The 24,500-nt window shown below is 69.8% G+C and carries 24 protein-coding genes and 1 pseudogene; 11 read left to right on the top strand and 14 right to left on the bottom strand.

Annotation, left to right across the window (positions count from 1 at the left end; genetic code table 11):
* Positions 1–446 precede the first annotated feature (446 nt).
* The 6 genes and pseudogenes from OG788_RS03185 to OG788_RS03160 all read left to right on the top strand — a co-directional run bounded on the left by OG788_RS03185 (position 447) and on the right by OG788_RS03160 (position 7,375).
* Positions 447–3,575: a hypothetical protein gene (locus OG788_RS03185; protein WP_406368985.1), complete on the top strand. Its 3,129-nt coding sequence runs from the start codon at positions 447–449 to the stop codon at positions 3,573–3,575.
* A 218-nt stretch (positions 3,576–3,793) separates the two neighbouring features.
* Positions 3,794–3,871: pseudogene (locus tag OG788_RS03180) on the top strand (VOC family protein); the annotation flags it as partial.
* Positions 3,872–3,938: 67 nt separating this feature from the next.
* The gene (locus OG788_RS03175) at positions 3,939–4,382 is read left to right on the top strand and encodes a WD40 repeat domain-containing protein (RefSeq protein WP_406368984.1); all 444 of its coding nucleotides are present in this window, start codon (positions 3,939–3,941) and stop codon (positions 4,380–4,382) included.
* A 167-nt stretch (positions 4,383–4,549) separates the two neighbouring features.
* Positions 4,550–5,464 carry a MerR family transcriptional regulator gene (locus tag OG788_RS03170; protein ID WP_406368983.1) on the top strand — a complete coding sequence of 305 codons (915 nt, stop codon included), beginning with the start codon at positions 4,550–4,552 and terminating at the stop codon, positions 5,462–5,464.
* 406 nt (positions 5,465–5,870) lie between these two features.
* Positions 5,871–6,434, top strand: coding sequence for an RNA polymerase sigma factor (locus OG788_RS03165; RefSeq protein ID WP_406368982.1), 564 nt, complete (start codon positions 5,871–5,873; stop codon positions 6,432–6,434).
* Entirely contained in the window at positions 6,431–7,375 is a 945-nt protein-coding gene (locus tag OG788_RS03160) for a hypothetical protein (protein ID WP_406368981.1), read from the top strand. Before OG788_RS03165 ends, OG788_RS03160 begins: the two co-directional genes overlap by 4 nt.
* 69 nt (positions 7,376–7,444) lie before the next feature.
* Here OG788_RS03160 and OG788_RS03155 read toward each other — a convergent pair whose 3' ends face one another.
* Positions 7,445–8,002 carry a pyridoxamine 5'-phosphate oxidase family protein gene (locus tag OG788_RS03155; RefSeq protein ID WP_351556704.1) on the bottom strand — a complete coding sequence of 186 codons (558 nt, stop codon included), beginning with the start codon at positions 8,000–8,002 and terminating at the stop codon, positions 7,445–7,447.
* A 170-nt stretch (positions 8,003–8,172) separates the two neighbouring features.
* On the opposite strand from OG788_RS03155, the gene OG788_RS03150 reads away from it, so the two are divergent.
* The gene (locus tag OG788_RS03150; RefSeq protein WP_406368980.1) at positions 8,173–8,745 is read left to right on the top strand and encodes a GNAT family N-acetyltransferase; all 573 of its coding nucleotides are present in this window, start codon (positions 8,173–8,175) and stop codon (positions 8,743–8,745) included.
* Positions 8,746–8,782: 37 nt separating this feature from the next.
* Here OG788_RS03150 and OG788_RS03145 read toward each other — a convergent pair whose 3' ends face one another.
* The 3 genes from OG788_RS03145 to OG788_RS03135 are packed head-to-tail and all read right to left on the bottom strand — an operon-like array spanning position 8,783 to position 11,435.
* Positions 8,783–9,463, bottom strand: a complete 681-nt coding sequence (locus OG788_RS03145) for an ATP-binding cassette domain-containing protein (RefSeq protein WP_351556698.1) — start codon at positions 9,461–9,463, stop codon at positions 8,783–8,785.
* Between the two features lie 20 nt (positions 9,464–9,483).
* The gene (locus OG788_RS03140; RefSeq protein ID WP_406368979.1) at positions 9,484–10,128 is read right to left on the bottom strand and encodes a zf-HC2 domain-containing protein; all 645 of its coding nucleotides are present in this window, start codon (positions 10,126–10,128) and stop codon (positions 9,484–9,486) included.
* A complete protein-coding gene (locus OG788_RS03135) occupies positions 10,125–11,435 on the bottom strand; it encodes a hypothetical protein (RefSeq protein ID WP_406368978.1) in 1,311 nt (436 codons plus the stop codon). The genes OG788_RS03140 and OG788_RS03135 overlap by 4 nt, the downstream gene beginning before the upstream one ends.
* A gap of 416 nt (positions 11,436–11,851) precedes the next feature.
* Between OG788_RS03135 and OG788_RS03130 the strand changes: the two genes are divergently transcribed.
* On the top strand, positions 11,852–12,607 hold the full coding sequence (locus OG788_RS03130; protein WP_406368977.1) for a hypothetical protein: 756 nt from the start codon (positions 11,852–11,854) through the stop codon (positions 12,605–12,607).
* A gap of 34 nt (positions 12,608–12,641) precedes the next feature.
* On the opposite strand, the gene OG788_RS03125 is transcribed toward OG788_RS03130, so the two are convergent.
* The 5 genes from OG788_RS03125 to OG788_RS03105 all read right to left on the bottom strand — a co-directional run bounded on the left by OG788_RS03125 (position 12,642) and on the right by OG788_RS03105 (position 15,906).
* Positions 12,642–12,899, bottom strand: a complete 258-nt coding sequence (locus OG788_RS03125; protein WP_406368976.1) for a hypothetical protein — start codon at positions 12,897–12,899, stop codon at positions 12,642–12,644.
* 273 nt (positions 12,900–13,172) lie between these two features.
* Positions 13,173–14,009 (bottom strand): transposase family protein, encoded by an 837-nt coding sequence (locus OG788_RS03120; protein ID WP_406368974.1) that lies wholly within the window; start codon positions 14,007–14,009, stop codon positions 13,173–13,175.
* A 72-nt stretch (positions 14,010–14,081) separates the two neighbouring features.
* Positions 14,082–14,360 (bottom strand): hypothetical protein, encoded by a 279-nt coding sequence (locus tag OG788_RS03115; protein WP_406368972.1) that lies wholly within the window; start codon positions 14,358–14,360, stop codon positions 14,082–14,084.
* On the bottom strand, positions 14,312–14,584 hold the full coding sequence (locus OG788_RS03110) for a hypothetical protein (RefSeq protein ID WP_406368970.1): 273 nt from the start codon (positions 14,582–14,584) through the stop codon (positions 14,312–14,314). Before OG788_RS03110 ends, OG788_RS03115 begins: the two co-directional genes overlap by 49 nt.
* A gap of 434 nt (positions 14,585–15,018) precedes the next feature.
* The gene (locus OG788_RS03105; protein WP_406368969.1) at positions 15,019–15,906 is read right to left on the bottom strand and encodes an SCO6745 family protein; all 888 of its coding nucleotides are present in this window, start codon (positions 15,904–15,906) and stop codon (positions 15,019–15,021) included.
* 361 nt (positions 15,907–16,267) lie between these two features.
* Here OG788_RS03105 and OG788_RS03100 point away from each other — a divergent pair, with 361 nt between their 5' ends.
* The 3 genes from OG788_RS03100 (at position 16,268) to OG788_RS03090 (ending at position 18,505) form a co-directional block, all read left to right on the top strand.
* A complete protein-coding gene (locus OG788_RS03100) occupies positions 16,268–16,765 on the top strand; it encodes an aminoacyl-tRNA deacylase (protein ID WP_406368968.1) in 498 nt (165 codons plus the stop codon).
* Complete coding sequence (locus tag OG788_RS03095; protein WP_406368967.1) at positions 16,762–17,193, top strand: GNAT family N-acetyltransferase; 432 nt, start codon at positions 16,762–16,764, stop codon at positions 17,191–17,193. The genes OG788_RS03100 and OG788_RS03095 overlap by 4 nt, the downstream gene beginning before the upstream one ends.
* Positions 17,194–17,644: 451 nt before the next feature.
* Positions 17,645–18,505: an SMP-30/gluconolactonase/LRE family protein gene (locus OG788_RS03090; protein ID WP_406368966.1), complete on the top strand. Its 861-nt coding sequence runs from the start codon at positions 17,645–17,647 to the stop codon at positions 18,503–18,505.
* A 188-nt stretch (positions 18,506–18,693) separates the two neighbouring features.
* Here the strand turns inward: OG788_RS03090 and OG788_RS03085 are convergent, their stop codons facing one another.
* From OG788_RS03085 to OG788_RS03065, 5 genes are all read right to left on the bottom strand, one after another.
* Positions 18,694–19,980, bottom strand: a complete 1,287-nt coding sequence (locus OG788_RS03085; RefSeq protein ID WP_406376654.1) for an MFS transporter — start codon at positions 19,978–19,980, stop codon at positions 18,694–18,696.
* A gap of 417 nt (positions 19,981–20,397) precedes the next feature.
* Positions 20,398–21,321, bottom strand: a complete 924-nt coding sequence (locus OG788_RS03080; protein WP_406368965.1) for an RNA polymerase sigma-70 factor — start codon at positions 21,319–21,321, stop codon at positions 20,398–20,400.
* A 168-nt stretch (positions 21,322–21,489) separates the two neighbouring features.
* Positions 21,490–21,963: a carboxymuconolactone decarboxylase family protein gene (locus OG788_RS03075; RefSeq protein ID WP_406368963.1), complete on the bottom strand. Its 474-nt coding sequence runs from the start codon at positions 21,961–21,963 to the stop codon at positions 21,490–21,492.
* Positions 21,964–22,194: 231 nt separating this feature from the next.
* Positions 22,195–22,917 (bottom strand): hypothetical protein, encoded by a 723-nt coding sequence (locus tag OG788_RS03070; protein WP_406368962.1) that lies wholly within the window; start codon positions 22,915–22,917, stop codon positions 22,195–22,197.
* A 222-nt stretch (positions 22,918–23,139) separates the two neighbouring features.
* Positions 23,140–24,156, bottom strand: a complete 1,017-nt coding sequence (locus OG788_RS03065; RefSeq protein ID WP_406368961.1) for a DUF6215 domain-containing protein — start codon at positions 24,154–24,156, stop codon at positions 23,140–23,142.
* Positions 24,157–24,500 lie beyond the last annotated feature (344 nt).

Raw genomic sequence — 24,500 nt, 5'->3', positions numbered from 1 at the left:
TTCCCCAGGGGGGTCAGCATCTCCGCCGCCCCCGGCCGGCACGAGGAGCCGGGACGGCGGGGCGCACGGACGGTGACTGATCGAGTGGCCGCCGCTCCTCCGATCGGCGGGGCGCGCCCGGGGGAGCGCGTCAGCGACCGCGCTGCGGGCCCGGGACCGTCCGGGAGCGAGGCGAGTAGGGGGCGTAGCGTCCAGTGGCGGCGTTGGCCAGGCACTGAAGGGTCGTCTCGTTCGACGCCGACGCACCGTCCTTGGCACCATCGACGATGGAACCCGACCACCTGGCTGTCGCCCCTCACGTGCTATCGCTGCCGGTGCGTCACCTGTCGGCAACACGCTGCCGGCCCGTTCAGCCTGCTGTGCGGCGATTCATGCTGGAGTCTTCAGTGTCTGTCTCCAACACTGTGAGCGTCGTTGCGGTGTCCGACTGCGAGCGCGAGGTGCACGTGCCCCCAACTTCCTTGTTCTCGTGGCTGGGCCGGGTGTGGGCGTGGATTCCCGCCGCGTGTGTCCTGCTGCTCCTGCTCTTCGTCAGCCTGCTCGAGGTGGATGCCGCTCTCGGCAGGATCGAGGCGCCCGGGTATCCCTCTGCCACTCTCGGGAGTCTCCGGCTCGACGCCACGTCTCAGGAAGCGCGTGAGGACCGGCGGACGGCCTGGTGTGTGTGGACCGAGACCCTGCCGGACGAGACCTCGCCAACTCGGGTGCAGGGCACGTCTGCCGACAAGGGGCCCGCCGACCGGGTGGACGAGTGCCTGAAGGCGTTCCGGAACGCCGGTACGGCCGGCAGGCCCTTCGAACCGAAGACCGAGGGGGAGCAAGCCCGGCAGTTGATCCGGGTCTACGTTGTCCTCGATCTGTTCTTCGTCGCGCTCTATACCTTCCTGTTCCTCTGGGCTGTCAGACGCCTGCGCAGCCGACTCCCTCGCAACCCCGACAACGAGTCCATCGCTACGAACGACCCGGTCGCGGCCTCGCTTGCCATCGGCAGCGGGTGGCCCGTCCTGGGGTCTCTGGCCGGATTCCTCTTCGTGGTGGAACTCGTCGAGGACTGCTGCCAGCTGGCCCTCTCCAGGCATGGCTGGACGCCTGATGAGGTCGACCGGCTGGGCGACGTCGCAGGTCTGGCTTCCTGCGCCAAGTGGCTGCTCGTGGCCTTGGCCCTGGTGTTGTTGGGTCTGCTGACCGTCCGCACCAGGGTCCTGAGCACCTGGGGCTGGCCGAGGTACATCGGCCTGATTCGCCTCCAGGCCGCTTTGGCCGTCGTGCTGCTGCTCCTGCTCACGGGATTCGGCATGGACCAGGTTCAGGACGCGCTGCTTGCCCTGCCGGATCGTGTGGGCACCGCCGTGTGGACGCCGGTGGCAGCGCTCGTCTTCAGTCTGCTGCTGTGGCGCAGCGTCCACCGCACCGCACTGACCGCAGACAAGGCGTACAAGCCGGTGCCGCAGGGATACCTGGCGTTGCTCGCCGCACTCGCGTTCGTCGGGGGACTTTACTGGCTCCGGCTGAGGGCGCCGGCGGCGCTGCTCGCGTTCATCGTGCTGCTGTCCGCGCTCGGCGGCGCGGCCTGGCGGTTCGGCACGCAGGAGGGGGAACGCGGAATCGACGAGGCGCTGGAGACGGCGACGAGCAGGGCCGAGATGATCCCTGAGCAGGATGTGCGGCGGGCGGGACTCCTCTCCACCGCGCGGCTGTTGGCCGCGCTGCCGCTGCTTGCCCTCGGAGTGTTCGCCGTCCGCGCCGCGGTGGCCACCGCGGTCGTCGGCCCCCATCGGCCGGCCGCGATCGCCCTCGCCTTCTGCGGTCTCGCATGCGCACTGGTCGGGGTTGCCCTACCGGCAGGACTGGAATGGGCGGAGAGTAAGTGGAGTTGGGCGAAACCGCCGACGGACCAGGACAGGACATCGCAACCGCCGACGGCTCGGGACAGCAAATCGCAGCTGTACACGGTGCTTGCGGTCTTCTGTGTCGTGTTCGTGGGTGTATCCATCTACACGCTGACCGACGACTATCGCTGGAGTCTGCCCGCCCATGCCGGGCCCCTCGCGGTGCTGACGTTCTTCCTCTGCGTCCTGCTGGTCCTCCTGAACGAACTCCAGCGTTGGTCGGAGCGAGCAACGCCTGTGGCCGGATTCCGGCTGCTGGGCTTGCGACGGACGCCCGTCTTCTCCCTCCTCCTCGTCTGGTTCCTGCTCGCCTCGTCCATCGACGTTCAGGGGAACCACCCCGTCCGGGTCACCGTCGACAGTACGGAAGCAGGCCCTGCCGATCTGCCGGACCTCACCGAGCAGTTCGACCACTGGCTGGACGCCAATTGCGCGACAGCCCCAGCGAAAGGTCCGCTCCCGCTGGTGGTCGTCGCTGCGTCCGGCGGTGGCGTCCGTGCCGCGTACTGGACGGCCGGCGTGCTGGACAAGCTCTTCCCGCCGACGCCCATCACGCCCGCGCCGGATTCCGGGTGCGAGCCCACGGACGGCCGCGCACCCGTCTTCGCCGTCAGCGGCATCTCCGGCGGCAGCCTCGGCGCGATCTCATGGCTCGCCCGACCCCGCACGAACGACCCTGCACATCACAGGTGGGTGTTCGGCGCGGACCACCTGTCCGCTCCGCTGGCCTGGATGACGTACGTCGACCTGCCGCGCTCCTTCATCGGATTCCCGGGGAAGGACCGGGCGGCGGTGCTGGAGCAGTCGTGGGAGGGCAGGCAACAGGAACTGAAGGAGGACTTCTACGCCACCTGGCAGCGACGCGGACCCTACTGGCACCCGCTGGCGCTGCTCAACGGCACATCCGTCGAGAGTGGTTGCCGGGTTCTTACGGCCCCGGTCCGGCTCGGAGCCTTCGACCGACCGGTGGGGCCGACGTCCTGCGCCCGGCGCCCGGAGGACGGCACCCACGGGGAGAAGGGCGGCCCGACGCTGATCGACGTCCGCGGCGGCTTCCTGTGCGGCAGGCAGGACGTCCGACGGTCCACGGCGGCGCTCCTGTCGGCACGTTTCCCGTACGTCACGCCGTCCGGGCGCCTCGGTACCGAAACGTGCGACTCGACGGTGAAGAAGGATGCGAGAGCACGGGCCTGGCTGTCCGTGGTGGACGGAGGCTATGTGGAAGGCACCGGCAGTCTGACAGCGGTGGATCTCTTCAACGAGCTGAAGCCGCTGGTGGACTGCTACAACCAGGTGGCCGGTGCGGCGAAATGCGGCCAACGCCGAGCCCGCACCCGGAAGGTCGAGCTGGTGCTCGTCCAGATCGACAACGGCTACAGCAGTGTGGCCTCCGAGACGCCACCTGGCCGCTCCGGTGAGCTCTTCGCGCCGATCAACGGCCTGGTCAGGGCATACGGCACGAAAGACGCGAACGCGCGACAGCGGGCCTTCGGGGCCTTCGGCTGCGGGAACTATCTTCGGCTTCCCAACGTGCGAGGCCCGGGCGCGCAGGCTCCGCTCGGCTGGTCGCTGTCCAACAGCGCCAAGGAGAACTTGGACCGGCAGCTGAAGGCGATGAAGGACACGCGGGGCGGCCGACTCACGCTCGCCGGTCAACGCGCGGACGCCCGGGCCCGTTGCCGGTGATCAGTGCGGAGTGGGTGTGCTCTGCCACTGAATCACGCGTGAAGCCTCTGGGTTCCGGAACGTGATCTTCGCAGACCGGTTCCCACCAGGGGCTGCTCGCGTATCTGATGCCGGGTCAAGCGCGTCTGATGGCCTCGCCGGCCAGGAAGATCGCGGATCTGTCGGACGGGCGGCCTGGCCAATACTCCGAACCCGGTCCGCACTGCCTGGGGAGAGTCATGACAAGTAGGTGCACTGAGTTGGCCGTTGACTGCCACGATCCGGAGAGGCTCGCGGCCTTCTCGTGCGAGGTCTTGTGATCTCTGTGGCGTTCGGTCCCGGGACTCTCATGGCCAGCGGCAGCGCCGACGAGTCGGTCCGGCTGTGGAACGCCGCCGACCCGCCGTCCACGGTGGGGAACGCCTCACCGGCCACGGGCACCGCGTCTACAGCGTGGCGTTCCGCCCGGACGGCGACCTCCTGGCCAGTGGCGGGGGTGACAAGACGGTCCGGCTCTGGGACGTGAGCGACCCGGCGGCACCGAAACCGGTGAGCGGGCCGCTGACCACCACGGAGGCGGTCTACTCCGTTGCCTTCGCCCCCGATGGGAAGCTCCTCGCCGGCGGATGCGCGGACGGGAAGGTCCATCTCTGGAACATGGCCATCCCGGCGAAGCCGGTACCGCTCGGCGCCCCCCTGACCGCCCCCGACAACGTGGACTCCATCGCCTTCGCCGCCGACGGCGAACTCCTCGCCGCAGGCGGCACCGACCGGACGATCCGGCTCTGGGAGGTCACCCGCTCGGGCAGTCCCCAGGCAAGCCCGTGAACCGGTACGGGAAAGCGACTCCCGTGGCGCCGGACCGACGCACAACCAGATCACTGGCTTCGAACAGGCGCAGGCCGCGGCGCCCTGTGGTTCGCCGCCGAGCCGGCCGTACCGGCGCTCCGCGCTCGCCGGTACGGTAGGAAATCCCCCTGAGGGAGGTTCAAGTCGTGCCGCCTGACAGCATGTGGAGCATCGGAGAGCTCGCCGAGCGCGCGGGCGTCACCGTCAAGACCGTCCGCTTCTACTCGGACCGAGGTCTGCTGCCCGAAGGCGCCCGCAGTACGGGTGGCCACCGCAGGTACGGCCCCGACGCGCTCGACCGGCTGCACCTGATCCGCTCCTTGCGCACCCTCGACCTGCCGGTTCCCGAAGTTGGCCGGATCCTGGACGAGGAAGACACGCTGGAGGACGTCGTCGCGGGCAAGCTGCGGCAGGTCGGCTCGCGGCTGGCTGCACTGCGCTGGCAGGAGGCGGCACTCCAACTGCTCCAGGAATGCGCTCCCGAGGAACGCGCCGAGCGACTGCGGCTGATCGGTGCCGTGGCCGTCCCGCCCAGCACGGCACCACTCGCACGCTTCTGGCGGCGCTGGCTGCCGCCGCGGCTCCCGGCCCGGCTGGTCTCCGCCATCGTCGATCAGGCAGTTCCGCAGCTCCCCGAAGGCCCGACTCCGGCCCAGGTGTTGGCCTTCACCCGGCTGCACGCCTTCGTCACCGCGCCCTGCCCCGGCACCGGTCAGGGCCAGCCCGCGGCACACGGGCCCGACGGGGGCCGCCCGGCCGTGCTCTACGACGGTCTCGGTGAGGCGTATGGACTGGCCGCGCGACAGGTGCGAGCGGAGCGGTCACCGCGCGAGGGCGAGGCGCTCGACTGTTTCGTCTCCGCCTACGCGCGCTCGCGCGGGACGCGGGACACGCCCGCCTTCCGGCGCCGGCTGAGCGGGCTGCTGGCCGCGGACCCCCGGATCGACCGGTACTGGAATCTGACCGCCGAGCTCACCGGCCCGTCGGAACCGACCCCCGGCGCCACGCACGACTGGCTCTGCGCGGCGCTGGACCATCAGATTGCCCAGGCGGCCGGTTGAACCGGGTGGCCACTGCGGATGGCGGCCAGCTAAGTCGCCGCCTCCGCCGTCACGGACCCGCGGAAGGAGTGGATGAACAGAGCACCGGCCGGTCGGTGACGACTCATCAGCGATCGGGCGAGCGCTAGTGCTGTCGGCTCTCCCGAGGCCGGACGGCTTCTCCTCGGGCACCTTGTGCGTTGTCGGTCGCGCACCGACGCTTCAGCCCGTAGAGCCCGTAGAGCCCGTAGAGCCCGTAGAGCCCGTAGAGCCCGTACAACCCGAAGCGCCCGTGGGGCCCGAAGCGCCGTCGTGCGGCGGCCCGTACGGCCCTGCGCACCGATCTGCGGCAGCGCGAACGCTCGCGCCGCTTCCGTGCAAGTACGGGATGAGACCGCCACCCCGGCGGGCTCGGACAGGAGATTCCATGGACCCGGACGAGGATCTGCTGGTTCGCGCCGCACGCGAACCGGCGGCATTCGAGCCCCTGGTCGATCGGCATTCCGTCGCCCTGCACGGCTATCTCGTACGCCGTGCGCCGACAGCCGCCGACGACCTGCTCTCCGAGGTGTGGCTGCAGGCCTATGCCACCCGCCACACGTACGACGTCGCGCGCGGTTCCGCCAGAGGCTGGCTGTTCGGCGTCGCAAGGAACGTACTGGCCCGTCACTGGCAGACCGTGTCCCGGGCGACGGGCGCTCCGCAGCCGTCGTCGGAGGCCTCGGAGAGTGACCCCTGGCAGGCGGTCGACCAGCGACTGGACGCCGCCGCGATGGGGGCCGAACTGCGCAGCGGGCTCGCCCGGCTTCCCGAGGCGGAGCGCGAGTTGCTTCTGCTCGTGGCCTGGGAGCAGTTGACGCCGACCGAGGCGGCGGCCGTCGTCGGCATCCCCGCCGGCACCGCCCGCTCCCGTCTGCACCGGGCCCGCACCCGACTGCGCGTCGGACTGTCCGGGACCACGCTCACGAACCTGACGGGAGATTTCGCATGACGCACAAGGACCAGGACATTCACGTACTCGACTTCCCGGGCGCCACGGCCCTGAAGGACGCCGGCCGGACCGAGCCGCCCGACCCCGCGGTGCTTGCGACGGCCCAGTCTCTTGTCCGCAGGGCGATCGCGGCGGACGCGGAGCATGCCGTACCCGCCACCGCCTCGGACACCGTCGTGGTGGCGCCCCGCTTCGGAAGGCGCCGGCTCGTCGCCTGCGCCGCCGCGGTCGCGGCCGTGGCGGCGGGTGTGGCCGTCCTCCCGGTGGTCGGCGTCGGCAGCGACCCGGCGGCCAGTGCCTCGGCGGCCGATCTCTTCAACACCATGGCCGACCGTGCCGCTTCCGGGAGCCAGCGAAGCGCCCCGTACTGGAAGACCACCGTGAGGACCTGGGTGGAGGGAGACAAGCCGCACACCGACAACACCTACCTGAGCCGGAGCAAGCTCGTCATCAAGACGCAGAACGGGCGAACCGTCACCAAGAAGGCTCCGCCGGGTGGCGTGCGCTGGATGGTCGGCAACCGGCAGGTGAGCTGGGACGCCCTCGACAAGCTCCCCACCCGGCCGGACGCACTGCGCCGTGTCCTGTCCGCGGGCGCCGAGGGATCCGCCGCCGCCGAGCAGACCGTCCGGCAGTCGGGCGAGCTGCTGACCGAGGCGCCCGTCTCTCCGCGACTGCGCGCCACCCTCTTCCGCGTCCTGGCGGACACACCCGGTGCCAAGGTGACGGAACGGGTGAAGGACGGAGCCGGCCGGATCGGCACCGAGATCTCGTGGAGGTGGTCGAAGAACTTCGACCACAGCCCCCACAGTCCGAACTGGATCGTGAGGCCGTCCGACGGGCAGATCCTCGAATGCAACAACGTGTGGGAAGACGACCCGGAGCGCATGGCCGGGCGGAGCACGTACCTGTACACCGGGCCGGCCGACAGCGTGGGCTGAGCCGTCGTCAGCGGGAACCGCGGAACCGGCCATCGGCGGTTCCCGCCTCGACGAACCGTGTCTCGTTGCTCAGAACGCCCACCGCGTATGGGTGTAGACCCCGTCGTCGCGACCGAAGCCGTATGCCGTCGTCGGGGCCACCGCGAACACCAGGGCATCGCCTTTCCGGAAGGCGTCCCCGATCCCGTGGAAGGTGCCCTCCGGGGAGGTGATGTGCGGCCCGTACTTCGCCTCGTAGGCCGTGATCACCGCCTCCAGCACCGCTGGATCGGTGACCGGCTCCGCCTCGCCCTCGATCACGAGGTCGAGGCCTTCGGTGAGCGAGTTCCCTCCGGTGGTCAGCGCGCAGTGGCCGTCATGGGCGAGGTTCCTCGCCTTCTGCTCCGCTTTGCCGGTGGAGAAGTACAGCACCCCCTCGTGCCAGGCGGCGATCACTGGAGTGACATGCAGGCGGCCGTCGGGCCGCACCGTGGACACCCAGAAGATCTCGGCGGCCGCGAGCTGCCGCTGGGCCTCCGCCCACTCGGTCGCGGTGACGTCCGCGGCACCAGGGCGGGGATTGAGGGCGGAGCTGTAGCGGGGGTCGAGCTCGGTCGTGGGTCGCTCGGCGGGTTCCTGCGTCGGCATGATGGATCTCCTTTTCTCTCTCCCCGATAACGACCGGTCGCCCGCGCCGAAATCATCGCCGTGCCTGTTTGTTCCTCTGTCCGCACGCCCGATCGGGGGCACGGGACGCACGGTGCAGGGGACCGCGGGATGTGCGGTGCGACCAGTCATGCCCGTGAGACGGTGGCGGCATGACCATCGCAGTGCGTCCGGCTTCGGTCTTCGAGGATGTCCGTACGCTGGTCGGCCCGAAGTCACCGACAGCCACCGTCTGCTGGTGCCTGAGCCACCGCATCCCCTCCAAGCTCAACAACGAGCTGCGTGGTCCGGCTCGCGGCGAGTACGTCGCCGAGCTGTGCCGAAGGCAGCCTGCTCCAGGGGTGCTCGCCTACGACGGTGACGAGCCGGTCGGCTGGGCCGCCGTGGCACCACGCTCGGACACCCCCTTCGCCCGCAGCCGCAAGATCCCGCACATCGACGACCTCCCGGTGTGGTCGCTGTGGTGCGTCCGCGTACGCCCCGGCCATCGCGGGAAGGGGATCTCGCACGTCCTCATCGCGGGTGCGGTCGACTTCGCCCGGTCTCACGGCGCGCCGGCTGTCGAGGCGTACCCGCTCGACAACGGCGACGCGCAGGTGGACCTGACGATGGCGTACGCCGGGATGCGCAAGAACTTCGAACGCGCAGGCTTCGTCCACGCCGCCGACACCACCTCGGTGCTGGCCGGTCACCCGCGCATCCTGATGCGGCTCGACCTGCGCTGACGCTGCGGGCCCTGGGCCGGTGACGGTTCCCCTCGGGTCAACGGACGCTGCCTGCGAGCACTCCGGTGTAGCCGCCCGCCCCTTCCAGTTCCCGTGGGGATCCGACGAAGACCTTGCGGGATGCACGGATGACCACCGCGGTGTCGCAGCAGGTATGCACGTCCTCCATGAGATGGGTGGCCAGGACCACGGTCGTGGTGGCGCTCAGGTGCCGGAGCAGGGTGTGGAAGCGGTCCCTCTCGGCGGGGTCGAGGCCGGTGGTGGGTTCGTCGAGCAGAAGCAGCTGGGGGCTGTTCACCAGGGCCTGGGCGATCCCGACCCGGCGCTGCATCCCGCCGGAGAGCGTGCGGTACTTGGCGTCCATCCGCGAGGTCAGGCCGACTTGGTCCACGGCGCGTTCCACGGCTTCGAGGGCGCCGCGGTTGGGCATGTCCTTCAACCAGGCGGCATAGCTGACGCACTCCCGCACAGTGAAGCCTCGGAACATGCCGAACGTCTGCGGCAGGTAGCCGAGCCGGCGGCGGATCTCCATCCGTTCGGCGGGACGGCGTGGATCGCGCCCCAGCAGCTTCAGCTCCCCTTCCACCGCGCCGGCAGCCGTGGCCAGGACCCGCAGAAGGGAGCTTTTACCGGCGCCGTTGGGCCCCAGGAGGGCATGGACGCCGTGCTCCAGCTCCAGATCGAGGCTGTCGACGGCGGTGGTGCGACGGTGCCGCACGGTCAATCGGGTGGCGCTGATCACCGAGACCTCAGATCGTTGAAGGAATGCCGGCGGAGTACGAGCAAGGCGCTCAGCAGGCCGGAGGCCGCTCCCCAGACGAACTGGGCGCCGCCGTCCAGCACGTTCTTGAGGACATTGAGCAGAACGGTCCTGAAGGAGCTGACTCTGCCGTCCTGGCGCATGGACAGATGGGCGACGGCGGTGATGATCACGAGCCACGTACCGCTCGTCACGCCCGCGGCGAGCAGACAGCCGATGTAGGAGCCGAGAAGCAGCGTGACGAGCGTCAATCCCAGGCTGGGCACCAGCCAGGCGGCCGCCCACGCCGAGACGCCCACACCTGCCATCGCCGCCACGACGAGGAGGGGGAGGCAGATGGCGAGTACGACGCCGGTGCGCAGCATCAGCAACCGCAGTCCGCCGGCCGGTGTACTGCGGATCACCGGCGCGAACGGATCGGCCCTGCCGCCGTAGCTGGCCGCCACCCAGATCAGGGGCAGCACCGGTGCGAGCAGCAACAGGACGGGGAGGGAGTCCTCCGCGCCGGCTGTGGCGGCGAGCCAGGCGCCCGCCGCGCAGACTCCGGTGACGGCCAGCAGCCAGGGCCAGCGCAGACCGGGTACGGCGCGCAGCCACGGGGGCGGATGAGGGACGCGGATCATGGCAGTCGTACTCCGTCGGGTTCGGGGATGCGGGGCGGGCGGCTGTCATGTTCGACAGCTGTCAGATACCGATCGATCCACGTCGAGCGCTCACCGTGGGACAGGCGGGCCAATCGGTCGGCCGCGGAACGTTCGTCGGCGGTGGGACGGTGTGCCGGAGTCTCCTGCGTGAGCCATCTGTACAGCGCATGGGCCTCCGGCGAGGCGGCCCCCGGGTAGGAAGCGGAACCGATGACGCACTCGGCGAGGCCTTGCAGGCTTGGGTCATCGCGAGGTGAGATGCCGAAGGTCCACCCGGAGTCGGCTCCGTTCCTGCCCCGGCACGAATACAGACTGTCCTCGGTCAGGAGGTAGTGGGTGGGACCGACGCCCTCCAGCCGCCGGGACAGGTGTGCGGCCAGGAGTTCCAGGCGCCGTCGTCGTTCCTCGTACGCGGAGGAGACGCAGACCGCCGGATGTGTCCCACTGCATCGGAGCGCTCTCGTGTTGAGCACCGATCCTGAGGCATCCGCCTCCGGCGTGAGCGCCATGACCGGGATCGCTGCCACCAGCATGAGGATCAGGGCGCCCGACGCCTTCCACCGACGGGCGCACAACAGAACCGCGGTCGCCGCCACCGCGGTGAACAGGGCGGCTCTGCACCAGGGCAGCCAGACGGGCGGACCAGGAGGCGCCCCCAGCGCGGTGCCTCCCGGGACCGAATCTCCGGTGTAGGTGAACCGGAGATAGACGTAGGGACCCAACAACGGCTCGCCCCACGGGGAGACGCAAAGGATCACCGCGACCGGAGCGGCGATCAGGAACACCCCTCGCAGCGGTACCGTCCGGCCCAGCAGATAGGCCAGGCATGCGAAGGCCCCGAGCATCGCCTCGTCGACGGCCATCGTGTCGAGGGGCGCACGGCCCACGGGCTCCTGCGGATAAGGCGACAACACCATGACGGTCATGGCCAGCAGATAGCCGGCCGACGGCCACAGGACTCCTGAGGCCAGCCCCAACAAGTGGTGAGACACCCCGCCTCGGGCCGCTGTCGTCGCGGCCCAGCCGGCGTCGTCGCGTGATTCCGCACCGCCCTGCCACGCCGCGAGGAGTGCCGCGCTTCCCACGCCGACGGTTCTTGCGGCCAGGCCGCACATCTCACCGATGTAGACCCAGCCGGTGTCCCGCCACATGCCCCGGGCGTACAGCCCGTCCCAGACCACGGACACGATCACTCCGGCCACCACAAGTGCCACGAGCGGACCGGCCTGCCGCCGCAGGTTCGCCCTGAGCACGATGAGGAGCGGAGTCCGTGGTTTCGGGAGCATGCCTTTATGAAGGCGTGAGGAGTCCTACGGTTCCTGGTGCTCAGGGGCGTGAAGAGGCGGAAGGCGAGCGTACGGGGCGCACGCGTGCTGTTCTGAGCGTGACCGGCGTGACCGGCGTGGAGGGTCTTCCGGTGCACCTGGGCTTGATCAAGCGTGAGCGCTGACGGCATGTGAGGCTGGGTGACGGCACGGCGTACCGAGGCACCGGCTCCGGTGGCTTCGGCTTCGGCTCGACCCAACTTCCGCCCGGTCCCGGTTGGTTGGGGCTATCGAGTCCGGCACTGTCCAGGAGTCTCCCGACTCTTTCTCGCGCGCCTGGATATATCGTCTCGGTGACGATAACGTGATGGCCGCAGGCGTCGCAGGTGTGGACATCCGCGTATGCCGTCGACCACCCATGTCCGAGAGGAACTTCCATGCCTTCCACGCGCCGTCGCCCGATACGTTCAGGCGGCAGCAGCACGACGGTCCGGCTCGTCCCGCAGGACCCGACGTGGCTGTACGACTTCTACATGACCCACGACCTTGTGCTCGCGCCGTACCACGCGGCCTGGTCCATGCGCCGACGCCTCGTCGACGAGGAGATCGATGTCGCCTACCCGCCAGGGTTGGAGCATGTGCCCGAACTCGACGCCCCCACGTGCCTCGACGCCTGGAGCCGGATCCACCACGCGCTTCCGGCGGCGCTGCGCAGCAGATGGGCGGTGCACGACACTTCCCAGGACCCCACGCGGGACAGCGCCCTCTTCGCTCCGGACGGCAGGCCGCTGATCCCGTTGCATCCCGTGACCGTGGCGGAGGGCGATCTGCGCGCGCTCAAGGGCGTTCGCCGAGCCGTACGCCTGGGCGCCGAAGCCCACCCCTCCCTGGTCGTGACCCGTCGAGCGGACGGTTCGGCGGACATCGAGAGCGTCGCCGGCCCCGGCGACTACCTCGGGACGATCGACCGCACGGTGGCGGTCCTCACGCTCACCTCCGACGAGGACGTCGCCATCCTGACCGCTGCCCTGACGACTGCCCTGACCGCGGACCGTCCGGACGACGGTGCGCACGGCGTCCGCCTGTCCGACCACGAGTACGCGGCCTACGAACGGTTCGCGGACCGGCTCGCGGCAGCGGCCATGACGGGGGAGTTCATCGGCGAGCGAGCTCTGTTCAGGGCCAGATACTGACGGTTCCCGTGCGCCCTTCAGGACTCGGGGCTGCTCAGGGAGCGACCCTGGCGTCCAGCCCGTAGTCCAGCTCCGAGCCATCGACGAGCACCGCTTCGACCGTACGCGTACGGGGGTCGATGTCGGCCACGATCCCTTCCCCGGCGTAGCGCGGGTAGCCCGTCCCGCCTGTCTCGCCGGTCGCTTCGACGACTGCCGATCGGACAGCCGCGTCCTGCACGGAGACAGCGTCCTTGTTCTCGATGTGTTCGGGGACGAGCAGGATGGTGAAGCGATGCGGCTCGTTAGTCATGCTCCGGTATTTAAGTGCCTCTGCCGCCAACCGTCGCGCAGGCGCACGGCGGGTCTTGATACACCGGCTCCGTCGGATGGGAGGCAGAGGCGCCTCCCATCAGGGCCGCCGAACGATGGACGCGCCCGGTGACATGGGTCTGCTCCGCGAACAGCCGTCAACTCTCACTGAGGAAGTTCCATCGTGATTCATGCAGGTCAACGGTCCTGGTGTGATGAGTCGTTGGGGTGCTCGCGCAGCTCATCACGGTGATCATTGGGGGGAGATCATCGGTCACCGAGCCACCTGGTGGTGCGTCAGCATCAGCAGGGCCCGCACCAACGCGGTCGCGTGCCGCGGATGCATGCGCACCTCGGTCAGGATCCGGAAGGTCTTCAGGCTCGCGAAGCCGTGCTCGGCCGGCGCCCCCAGGCTGCTGATCAGCCGGTTCGCAACCTTCTTCGGTGAAGACAGGTGCTTGCCGCCGCTCGCCTTGAACCCCGTGATGACCGCCGGCTGCTCTTCGGCCCCCTCGTCCAGACCGACGAACCCCAGGTCGGCCACCGCTGCAAGCTCCAGCTCGCGCAGTCGCGCGCACAGCTTCTCGTAGCGGGCCGCCGTGATCTCGCTGCAGGCGCCGCGGCGGGCCGAGGAAATCCACAAAAGCCGCCCCTTCGCATCGGTCAGGGCGAGAAACAGCAGGCCATGCGCCTTGTGCTTCCTCGAGTAGTTCTTCCGGTTCGCCCGCCCACTGCGCCGCCGGGTGCGGATCAGCGTCCCGTCCAACAAGACCACGCAGCCGCTGTCCTTGGCCACCTTGGCCAGCGCGCGGTCCGGGCGGGGGGAACGTGCGGCCAGCGGGCCGAGCACCTCCAGTACCCAGCGCCGCACTGTGGAGACCGAGACCGCGTTCCCGCCAGCCAGGTCGGCCAGGCGCTCGTCGTTGCGCAGGTGGGCCAGCACGATCAGCGCTATCTGCCCGGCGTCGAGCTTGCGCCACCGGGAGCGGATCTGTCTGCGGTGGGCGCGGATCAGGCCGGCCGCGCGGTTGACGGTCGCGCTGGACAGCGGCAGGCGGACGGAGTAGACAAGGCCGGTGTCGCCCTCGGTGGGGCTGGTGTTCTTGTTCACGCATGGGCCAACACCCGCCGGGGGCGTTTGCGTTGCGGCAGGAATCGGCCGTTGTGGCAGGTCGGCCGCAGGCTACCGGGGCAGGTAGCGTCCGGCGGGGGTGCGGGTGATCCAGCCGCGCTCGGCCGGCTTGCGCAGCTTCCCGCGCACCGGCTCCACCTTCGCCGGCGCCGCATCCAATCCCAGCTCGCGGGCCACGTCCTTGGCCTGCAGCGGGCTGTCGCCGCCCGCGACGATCTCCATGATCTTCTGGTAGTCGGCGGGCAGGTCGTCCGTGCCGGCGCCGGGGCCGTGGTGGGGAATCAGCAGCTGGCCGACGGCTCCGGGCGTGCCGACGGCACGCGGGGGCACCGCGGGCCTGCCACCGGTGGCCTTTTCCAGGGCCTGCTGCCAGGCCGCGGCGCAGGGTGCCTGGCCTCGGCATCCTCCTCCTGGTACTGCTGGTAGACGACCTCGGCGGCCCCGAGCCGGGCCACTTCGGCCTCGGTGTCGGCCAACTGCTTGCGCAGCTGCGCGGCGCGTTCTTCCAGCAGCACCCGGCGCTCTATCAGCCACACCATCAGGTTCTGGGCCATGTCCCCTCCCTTCGTGGGCTCGCCGTCGCGACCCTGCCCGCGCGGTAGGGGCACCAGTGCGCAGCGTGCAGGAGATCCGAGGAAGACGACCCGAAGCGGGCCGACAGATGATCTCCCCCGACGCGATCACGCTCGTGACATGCGCGAGCAGCCCAACCGCCCGTCACACGAGGGCCGTTGACCTGTCGATCCACGATGAAACTTCCTCAGTGCCTTCCCCATGGCGCCGACCTGTCCGTCCACACCCGAGCGCACCGCATGCGGGTCGGGTCAGGGAGGCGACTCCAGGCAGGTGAGAAGCCTGTGCCGGTCGAGGCGCCTCAACTCCACAGGCCAGGCGATGTGCGCCGGGGCAGTGCCGCGAGCACCTCGGCTGCTTCGGGGGGCGTCGAGATGGACCCGCCGTCGAGAATTCCCGGCCTCGCTCTCTTCTCTCATGCGCTCTCTTCGCTGAGGCGGTCGACTGCCCACGGCAGGAGATCCTTGGCCACCGCAAGGCTGAACGGCCTCACCAGCGAACGAAGTTCGGCGCAGGCGGCAGGACCGAGCGTGTTGTAAGGGAGGGCAGCCAGCCTGTCGGTGGTGTGCTCGATCTCGGCCCTGCGCCGCGTACCGTCCTCGGTCAAGGTCAGGTGGGGTCCGTCGTCGAGCCATCCACGCTCATGCAGGTTCTGCACGGCCTGTCCCCACTGCTCCGGCGTCCATGCCCGCGAGTCGCGCAGCACCCCTGCGTCGATGTCGCCTGTGGCGGCGTGCGTGACGAGAGCCTCGAGCCCGCTCAGTCCGGCAGTCAGTAGTGCCGCCACGTGACCGTCGCCACGGAACTCCCGCAGCAGAGTTTGCGCGTGCCAGAGCACGAGGTGGGGTGCGCTCGGCCACGGCAGTGCGGCGTGCGCGGCGAAGAGGGGGCGGCCTTGTGGATGGCGCACGGTCACTTCAGCCGCGGTACGGGCCAATTCCGCTGCGCGGGCCAGCGCCGGTGAGGAGACGTCCGAGCCGAGGATGCGGCGGAGCGTGGTATCGATCCCGGTGAGCCGGGCGGCGGCGAACCGCTGCGGCGTGGCGGCTTCCCATGCCGCGGGTATGGCTCGGCGCACCAGTTGGGGATTGAAGTTGTAGAACGTGGCGATGACCAGATCCGCCGGAGCGGCGCCGAGCGCGGCGGAGCGGGACGCGAAGTACCCCGTCCTGGCGTCCACGCCCAACTCGGCGTACTGGCCTGCGGCTTCGGGCGAGAAGTAGACAGCTCCATGGTAGGGCTCGAGAGTTCTCCAGGTCTGGCGCGCGAGGGCCAGGCTGCCGCGGTCCGTGTTCTGCGTCATGAGGGGCTCTCCGTCCTGTGGCGGATGAAACGCTGCTGTTCATCGAGCACACGACGGCGTGTGGGGCACACCCAGCCGTACCGTCTGGTCGGTACGTTATCGGAGAGCGGCTCCGGCGACTACTGCCCTGCAACCAGTTCTCTCCTGACCGAGGTGCGCATGCATCCGCGGCACGCGACCGCGTTGGTGCGGGCCCTGCTGATGCTGACGCACCACCAGGTGGCTCGGTGACCGATGATCTCCCCCCAATGATCACCGTGATGAGCTGCGCGAGCACCCCAACGACTCATCACACCAGGACCGTTGGCCTGCATGAATCACGATGGAACTTCCTCATTGCGCGCACGGTAATCTCGGCGAGGTGGACGGTCCCGCACCCATCGGTCCGCCGGAAGTTCTCGCGGCGCTCGGCGCCGCCTTCCGGCTGCACGAGCACCCTGATGTCACCTGCCCCGTAGAAGTGTGCGCCGCGTTGGGCGTTCCCCTGGAGCGGACCGTCAAGACCTTGGCGTTCGTCACTCCCGAGGACCACCTTCTGCTGGCGGCAGTGCCCGGTCATGCGCGGCTGCGGTACGGTGCCCTCGCCCGCGCGGTCGGCATCCGGCGCGGGGACCTGTCTCCCGCCGGCACCGAGCGGCTGACCAGGGCGGGGATGCAGCCGGGCGGGGTGTGCCCCGTGTCCGCGGACCGGGCCGCGACGGTCGTGTTCGACGAGACGGTCGGCAGCCTGGGCCTGGTGCACTGCGGCAGCGGTCGGCCCGGCAGCAGCATCGAGATCGAGACGGCGGAGCTGATGGCGGCCGTCCCGACCGCGGCCACGGCACAGATCGCCGGCCTGCCGGTGGACGAACCGGCATGACCGTCCGCGACGCCACACCCGCGGACGCCGACGACATCTACCGTCTGCTGAGCGGGTTCGTCACGAGCTACCGGCCCGACCGGGCGGTCTTCGACGCCGTCACGTTCCCCGGGATCGTCGAAACCGCCGCGGCGGGCAGAGCCGAGTTCCTGGTCGCCGAGCAGGACGCGCGCGTGGTGGGGTACCTCCTCGCGCTGCGCCTTCCGACCCTTTTCGCCGGGGGAACGGTCCTCGAACTGCTGGAACTCACCGTGGACGCGCATGTACGGGGCCGCGGTACGGGCTCGGCGCTGATCCGGGCCGCGCAGACAAGAGCCCGAGAGGCGAAGGACGTCGAGGTCACCGTGCCGACCCGCAGGGCGGCCGCCTTCTATCGGGGGCTGGGATTCCACGAGACCGCGGTCCATCTCAAGTGGTCCACGACCTGATCGCACCCCAGGACACCCAAGGGCCCGGTCACCCAAGGGCCCGGTCACCCCAAAACCCCGTCACCCAAGGGAGCCCCGTCACCCATGGGTCGTCCGCGCAGGGTGCTCCGCGCAGAGCCGCACCTCACGACCGGGCCGTGGACTCACGGTCGGCCGAGCGGGCGACGGCAGCGGGATACGCCCCGCCAGGGGGAAGGCATCGATCATGTCGCCCACCTGGTCGCTTCCGGAACCCACGACGGCGTCTCCGCCGCTGGATCACCGTTCGCCGAACCAGCGGCGCAGCCCTGCGCCTGAGCGGCGGTGACCTTCTCCGCAGACGGGTCCGGCACGCGCCGACCGTCGAGAACAGAATGGGTGAATCGTGAAGCGCACGACAGCGGAACCACGAACGCGGGAGACCTCGCCGGCCGACGGCCGGCGGAGGGGAAGGGTCCGGCGGCTGGCGGCCGTGACGGGGTTCCTCGTGCTGTGCGCACTGCCCACCGCACCGGTGGGATCCGCACAGGCGGATGCGCACACACCGTCCCGACCACCGCTGTTCGTGTCCGACTACGGCAACGACCGGGTGGTGAGACTGCCGGTGAACGGGGGCGGACAGAGCACCGTGCCTCTCGTCGGTGTGGTGCGTCCCACCGGTATGACCTGGGACGCCCACCGCGATCTGTATGTGTCCGACACAGGTAACAACCGGGTGGTGAAGCTGCTCGCGAAGGGCGGGGAGCAGGCCACCGTCCCCACCGTCGGCCTGTCCCGCCCGCTGGGTCTCGCCGTCGACGCCCACGGCAGCCTGTACATCGCCGACAGCTTCAACGACCGTGTCGTGAAGGTGCCCGCCGACGGGAGTGGTCAGACCACCGTCCCCACCACAGGGCTGCTCCATCCCTGGGGTCTGGCGCTGGAGAGCGACGGGGACCTGTACATCTCCGACTTCGTCAACGACCGCGTCGTGAAGGTCGCCGCGGACGGGAGCGGTCAGACCACCGTCCCCACCGTCGGCCTGTCCCAGCCGACCGGGCTGGCGCTGAACACCGCCGGCGACCTGTACGTCTCGGACAGCGGCAACAACCGCGTGGTCAAGGTGTCCGCGGGCAGCGGTGCGCAGAGCACGGTGCCTGTCACCGGTCTGAGCGATCCGCTGGGCCTCGCCCTCGACGGCCGCGGCAGTCTCTACGTGGCCGACGGCTTCAACAACCGGGTGGTACGAGTCCGAGAGGCGGGCGGTGGACAGGCCACGCTTCCCTTCTCCGGCCTCAACACTCCGACCAGTGTCGCGTTCCCGCCGACGAACGGGCGGCCCGGGTGGAAGTGAGTCCCTGCGTGGCGAGGTGACGACCGCCGACGCGCTCGTCCCGGGCCCACGCACCTGGTCATCAAGGTCGGCGCGCGGTGCGGGCCCGGGCCCGCACCGCGCGCCGACCGTTGTACGGATACGGTCTTCCCGGCGACTCCGCGGGACCCCGAAGTCGCAGGACCGGGGCCCCGTCGCGGTCGAGGGAATCAGGGTCCGTCCGGAACGGGGCCACCCACGGGCTGGGGCGGCATGGCGGCACCGTACGGCTCGGGGAGGGCTCCGCCGCGCAGTTCAGGCGCCCTCGCGCCGACCCAGACGACCGCGAGCAGGCAGAGGAGCCCGCCGCTGACCAGCGCGGTCGGTCCCGACGTCCAGCCCGCGACCACACCGCCCCGCAGGCCGCCGAGGTGGGGACCGGCCTGGCCGACGATCTGCTCGGCCGCCGTGACCCGGCCCAGCAGGGCGTCCGGCGTGTGGGTCTGCACGATCGTGCTGCGCGAGATCACGGAGACGGCGTCGGCGGCCCCGGCGACGACCAGGAGCCCGAGCCCGGCCCACGGATCGCGCATCAGGCCGAAGGCCGCGAGCGCCACTCCCCAGATCCCCGCGCCACAGAGCATCACCGGCCCGGGGCGCCCGAGCCGCGTGACCGCGCCGGACAGCGCGGACGCGGCTGTGCCGCCGACGGCGAGCGCGGACATGAACAGACCGAGCGTGTGCGGACTGCCGCCGAATCGCTCGGCGTTGACCAGCGGGAAGAGGCTCGTCGGCATGGAGAGCACCGTGGCGGCCAGGTCGGTGATCAGCGCGCCGCGGACGGCCCGGTGCCCGGCGAGGAAGCGGAGGCCGTCCAGCACCCCGTGCAGCCCGGCCCGCGACGGTTCACCCGCGGGCGGCAGAGCGGGCAGTCCGAAAGCGCCGTAGAAGGCGAGCCCGAAGGACAGGGCGTCGACGAGGTAACAGGTGCCGATACCGGCCCAGCCGAGGAGGACGCCGCCGAGCGCGGGACCGACCAGCATCATGGTCTGACCGGTGACCTGCTGGAGCGCCAGCCCGGCCGCCACCTGGTCCGTCGGCAGCAGCCTCGGCACGAACACGCCCGCCGCGGGACCACCGACCGCCGAGCAGCAGGACTGCGCGGCGACCAGGCCGAGTACGCCCGCGACCGGAACGTGCCCGGTGAAGCCCTGCACCGCGAGCAGCAGGGAGAAGGCCGCCTGGCCGACGGTGGCGAGGAGGAAGATCCGCCGACGGTCGCCGCGGTCCACCCACGCGCCGGCGAACAGGCCGAACACCACCATCGGCAGCGCCTGCGCCAGGCCCACCGCGCCGGTCCAGATCGTGCTCTGGGTCATGTCCCAGACCTGGTACATGACGGTGACCATGGTCATGAAGCTGCCCAGCACGGACACGGTCCGGCCGATCAGCAGCCGCCTGAAGACGGGGGACGTACGCAGGGGCCGGACGTCGATCAGAGTTCGGGCGAGGCGCATGCGGGGACGGCGGGGCGTACGGGGGTGGTTCACGTCGCGGAGGCTAACCGGCACTGTTCGGGCAGGGCGAATCCTTTGTTCTCGCCCTCGCTCTCGGCCGATGCCACCCACCCCGCGAACCACGTCCTGGCGTGCCTGGACCCGACGGGTCCCGTCCTGGCGTGCCTGGACCGGGCGGGTCCCGCGCCGGCACCGGCCCTGCCCCTTATCCGGGCGGAGCCGGCCCTCGCCCGTCGCGATGGCTGGTTCAAGGGTGTCGAGCACGACGAGGACCTGCGGCGAGATCGGCCGCGTCCTCGCCGCACGGCTCGCCTGACACCGGTTCGAAAGCGCGGCCCGGCATGCACGGCAGACGGCGTCCCCGCGCGCCGTGGGCGTGTGCCGCTGACGAACGGGTCGGCGGCACACCTTCCAGGGTCAGTTCGACTGTCGGCGGACCCGCTTCACCTCACGGTCGACGGCCCACGCGTCCGCGACCGGCCCGAGGTGGCAGAGCTTGTCGGGATTGATCACCGAACGGATGGTCTGGATCTGCCCGTCCAGCACATCGAGGGCCAGAGTGTGCAGGACCTTGCCGTCCCGGTCGCGGAAGACCGCGCCGGGCTGGCCGTTGACCTCGTGCGGCTCGAACGTCACGTCGATCCGGGCCATCAGGGGGTACACGGAGGCAAGCAGCCTGGCGACGTGCTCGGCCCCGATGACAGCCCTGGCGAGCTGCGGGGCCTTCCCGCCGCCGTCCCCGACCATCTGAACGTCGGCTGCCAGCAGATTCCGCAGCGCGTCCACATCGCCCTCCTTCAAGGCGTCGAAGAACCGCGTCGCCAACTCCTGACGCTCCTGACGGTCGGCTTCGAACCGCGGTCGCCCGGCCTTCATGTGCCGTCGCGCCCGCACCAGCAACTGCCGACACGCCGCCTCCGAACGCCCCACCGCCGCGGCGACCTCGTCGAACCCGAAGGCGAACACGTCCCGCAGCACGAACACCGACCGCTCCAGCGGGCTGAGCCGTTCCAGCAACAGCAGCGCCGCCATCGACACGGAGTCGGCCAGCTCTGCCGATCGCTCCGGATCCTGATAGGGATCACTCAGCAGCGGCTCGGGCAACCACGGTCCGACGTACTCCTCCCGCCGTACGCGCGCGGAGCGCAGCACGTCGATCGAGATCCGCGTCACCGCGGCGGACAGGAAGGCCTTTGCCGACGCGGGCGGGGTCGTCGAGCGGTCGAAGCGCAGCCAGGTCTCCTGCACCGCGTCCTCGGCCTCACTCACGCTGCCCAGAATCCGGTAGGCGATCGAGAACAGCAGTGGTCGCAGCTCCTCGAACTCCTCGACCTTGTTCACGGTGCATCCCTTTCCCTGTGGCCTTCCCACCAGTCCGTCCCCACCGGCGCGGCCTACTTGAGCACTCATCCGGACCTCCGCGGGTCAGGCCAACGCCCGAGCCGGGACCCCAGGCTCATGCCCGAGCCGAGACTCGCAGCCGGGACCCGGGCCAGTCGTCGACACCGTTCAGTGGAACTGTCCGGGTTCGTAGCTGCCGGCCGGCTGCCGGGTGATGATGTTCAGCCGGTTCACCGCGTTCATGAAGGAGACCAGGAGCACGAGGGCGGTGAGCTGTTCCTCGTCATGGTGCTTCACGGCGCGCGCCCACACTTCGTCACTGACGCCCGTTGCCGCGTCCGCGACCCGGGTCCCCTCTTCCGCCAGTTCGAGTGCGGCGCGCTCGGCCTCGGTGAAGACCGTGGCCTCCCGCCACGCCGCCACCAGGTTCAGCCGCACGGAGCTCTCGCCCGCGGCAGCGGCCTCCTTGGTGTGCATGTCGATGCAGGCGGCGCATCCGTTGATCTGGCTCACGCGCAGCGCCACCAGTTCCTGTGTCGCGGCCGGCAGCGGTGAGTCCTTCAGCGCCTTGCCCGCCGACATGAAGTGCTTGAGGGCCTTACCGGCGGTCGGGCTGGCGAAGTAGTTCAGTCGCGCGTCCATTGTGGGCTCCTCCGCGGTCGTCGGTGGTTACACCCTCTGAGACGAGGTAGCCCGGCTGCCTGTGACATGAGCTGTGACATGAGCTGTGATTCGAGCGCACATGATCTGCGTATGGCGACCCCGGTCCGGCCCGGCTCATCCGGCGCCGTCCTGGTCCGCATCCTGCCTGCGGCTCGCTTCATGTTCGCCTGCCCCTTGGGCGCCGGACTCTCCCGAGCGGGTCGAGCTCCTCTACGGGATGGGGGCAATGAGGTCGGTGCGCCGGGCATAGCTTTCGAGGGGCTCCGCTGATGCCCACCAGGACCTGTAGTAGTCCCGGAAGGAATTGACGGCCTCGGCCGTCTCCAGGCTGTGACCGCTCATGAACGATCCATCCGCGGTCAGGAGCAACAGAACCGCGGAGTCGTCGATGATGGCCATGTTGACCGCATCGACACCACTGTTCGTGATGACTATGCGGGCGTGGTAGTTGGCAATGCCCCGCATCTCCTCGTAGTGCTCGCGCAGCCACTGGCGCATGGCGCTCTGGCCGGGTTCTTGGGCTGGGACGCCGATGATGCGGTGGAACGATGCGCCGGGGTTGCGTCGAGTCCAGTCGACCGCGGTCCTGAAGTACTGCTGTGCGGCCGGGGACTGGAAGCTCTGCGGAGGAGTGTTGCGTACGTAGCTCGTGTAGATGTGGCGCTCGGCCGTACGTACGAGACGAGCGAAGGACAGGAAGAATTCGTCACTGGTGCGGTAGTGCGTGGAAGCCGTAGGGGCCTGCTGATCACGGATCTCGATAGTGACCGACAGCAGGACATAGAGGACCGCGTAGATGAGCGGTATCTGCCACTGCACGTCCCAGCCGAACAGATTTGCGGCGATCGATCCACCGGCCACGAACAGGAGAGCGAGCAGGAGTAGCTTCTGCTCGACGGACTGCAGATTGACCACCCGCCGCACCAGCCCCACCTCCGTCGCGCCTGCGTTCTGCCTCCCGTCAGGCAGATGGCGTGTGCTTCGCAGCGCTGTCTACCCCTCACGAGACGCAGTGACACAGGCGCCTGCTCCTCAGCCGGAGGCTGTCCACGGCGACGGCGAGCATCGGGCTCGGGCAAGGGCCACGTCTGTGGTCGTGTCGGTTGGGCGGCTGGGCGGCTGGACCGACCTTTGCGCCGTGAGGGTTTCGGCGTCTCAACGGGCAGGTCGTTCGGGGATCTTCGGAAGAACCTTCTCGGCGATGCTGAGGAGAGCGCTGTCGGTCGGGAGGGCTCCGGAACTGCTCCACACGGTGATCTCGCAGTAGCCGCCTCGGTCGCTACGGTCCAGGGCCACGGACAGGTTCCTGGCCAGGGGGCCTTCTTCGACTGGGCCGCCGGATCCGCCACTCCCGAGATCGATCTCGAGCCTCATGGTGTGATCCGAGTAGAGGACCGCGGGTCGTCCGAGAACCTTAAGCGTCCTGATGTCCGTCTCGTCCCCGAACTTCATCAGCTTCACGTACTGGTCGGTCGACAGCTTGTTGTAAGTGGCCGAGACATTCACGGTGTACGTGTCGAACCTGACCTCGGCCTCCGGCTGGGCGACCTTCCCATCAGTCAGGGGAGCGGTGTTGTTGGTGCTGGAAACACTGGTCGCGGTCTCTCCAGGGGTTCCGAGGAGCTTGGCCAGGTCTGGCCGGTGGAGCGCCTTGCACAGCTCTTCACCGGTCACAGGCTGAGGCGTGTCCTTGTAGGCCTTCGGGAGCTTCTCGTGTGTCTCGCCCGAACACGAGGCGGGCTGCGGGGTGTTGTCAGCGGTCGGCATGAAGCGTGGGGCCAGCCACAGCGCGGCCGCGAGTGCCCCGAACACGGCCACGGCCGCGACGGCCTGACCCCAGGCGTTGTGTTCCTTCTCCGGAGTGACCGGGCCGGGACGCGGCCGGGTTCCGGCCTGCGTCTGGGGCTGGGTCCGGGGCTGGACGGCAGCATCGACTGCCGCCCTGTCCGCGGAGGCTGTCGGACTCGGGTGCCGGCGTGCGCGCAGGGCCCGGATCACCACATAGACGCGTAGTGCGGTGAACACGAGGAACACCACGCCGAGACCGGCCGCGACCCGATCGTGATCGCGGACGGCGAGATACATGATGCGTACGCCGAGAACAGACCCGACCGCGATGAGCAGGGGCTCGCGGACCCAGAACGGCAGGAGACGGAGGAGGAAACCGAGCATCCGGTGATCTCACCAGAACAAGATCACATTCGCCATGACGGAAGCCACAGTTCCGGGCACGTTCAGGCCTGCCGAAGCAGGAGACGCCAAGCCGCCCGACGGCACACCTGCCCCGACCCCCACCCCCGCCTGCCGGAGACCTACCGATGGCGACACGTGCATGGGGCGGCCGGGGCCCCTGATACAGCCGAGGTCGGCGCCGCGCGCCCGGAGGGGGATCCGGTATACGAACGTACGTGACCGAATACCGCTCTTGACGGTAAGTCAGTCCCACCTTCACCATCCAGGCACCCCATTCACCGTGGAATCCCCGGACACCCCACGCACCCCTCGTGGGAACTCCG

The organism is Streptomyces sp. NBC_00647 (assembly GCF_045207245.1).
In the GTDB taxonomy this organism is placed as follows: Bacteria; Actinomycetota; Actinomycetes; order Streptomycetales; family Streptomycetaceae; genus Streptomyces.
Note: the sequence above shows the minus strand (reverse complement) of the source record. Positions and strands in the feature narration are given on the sequence as shown.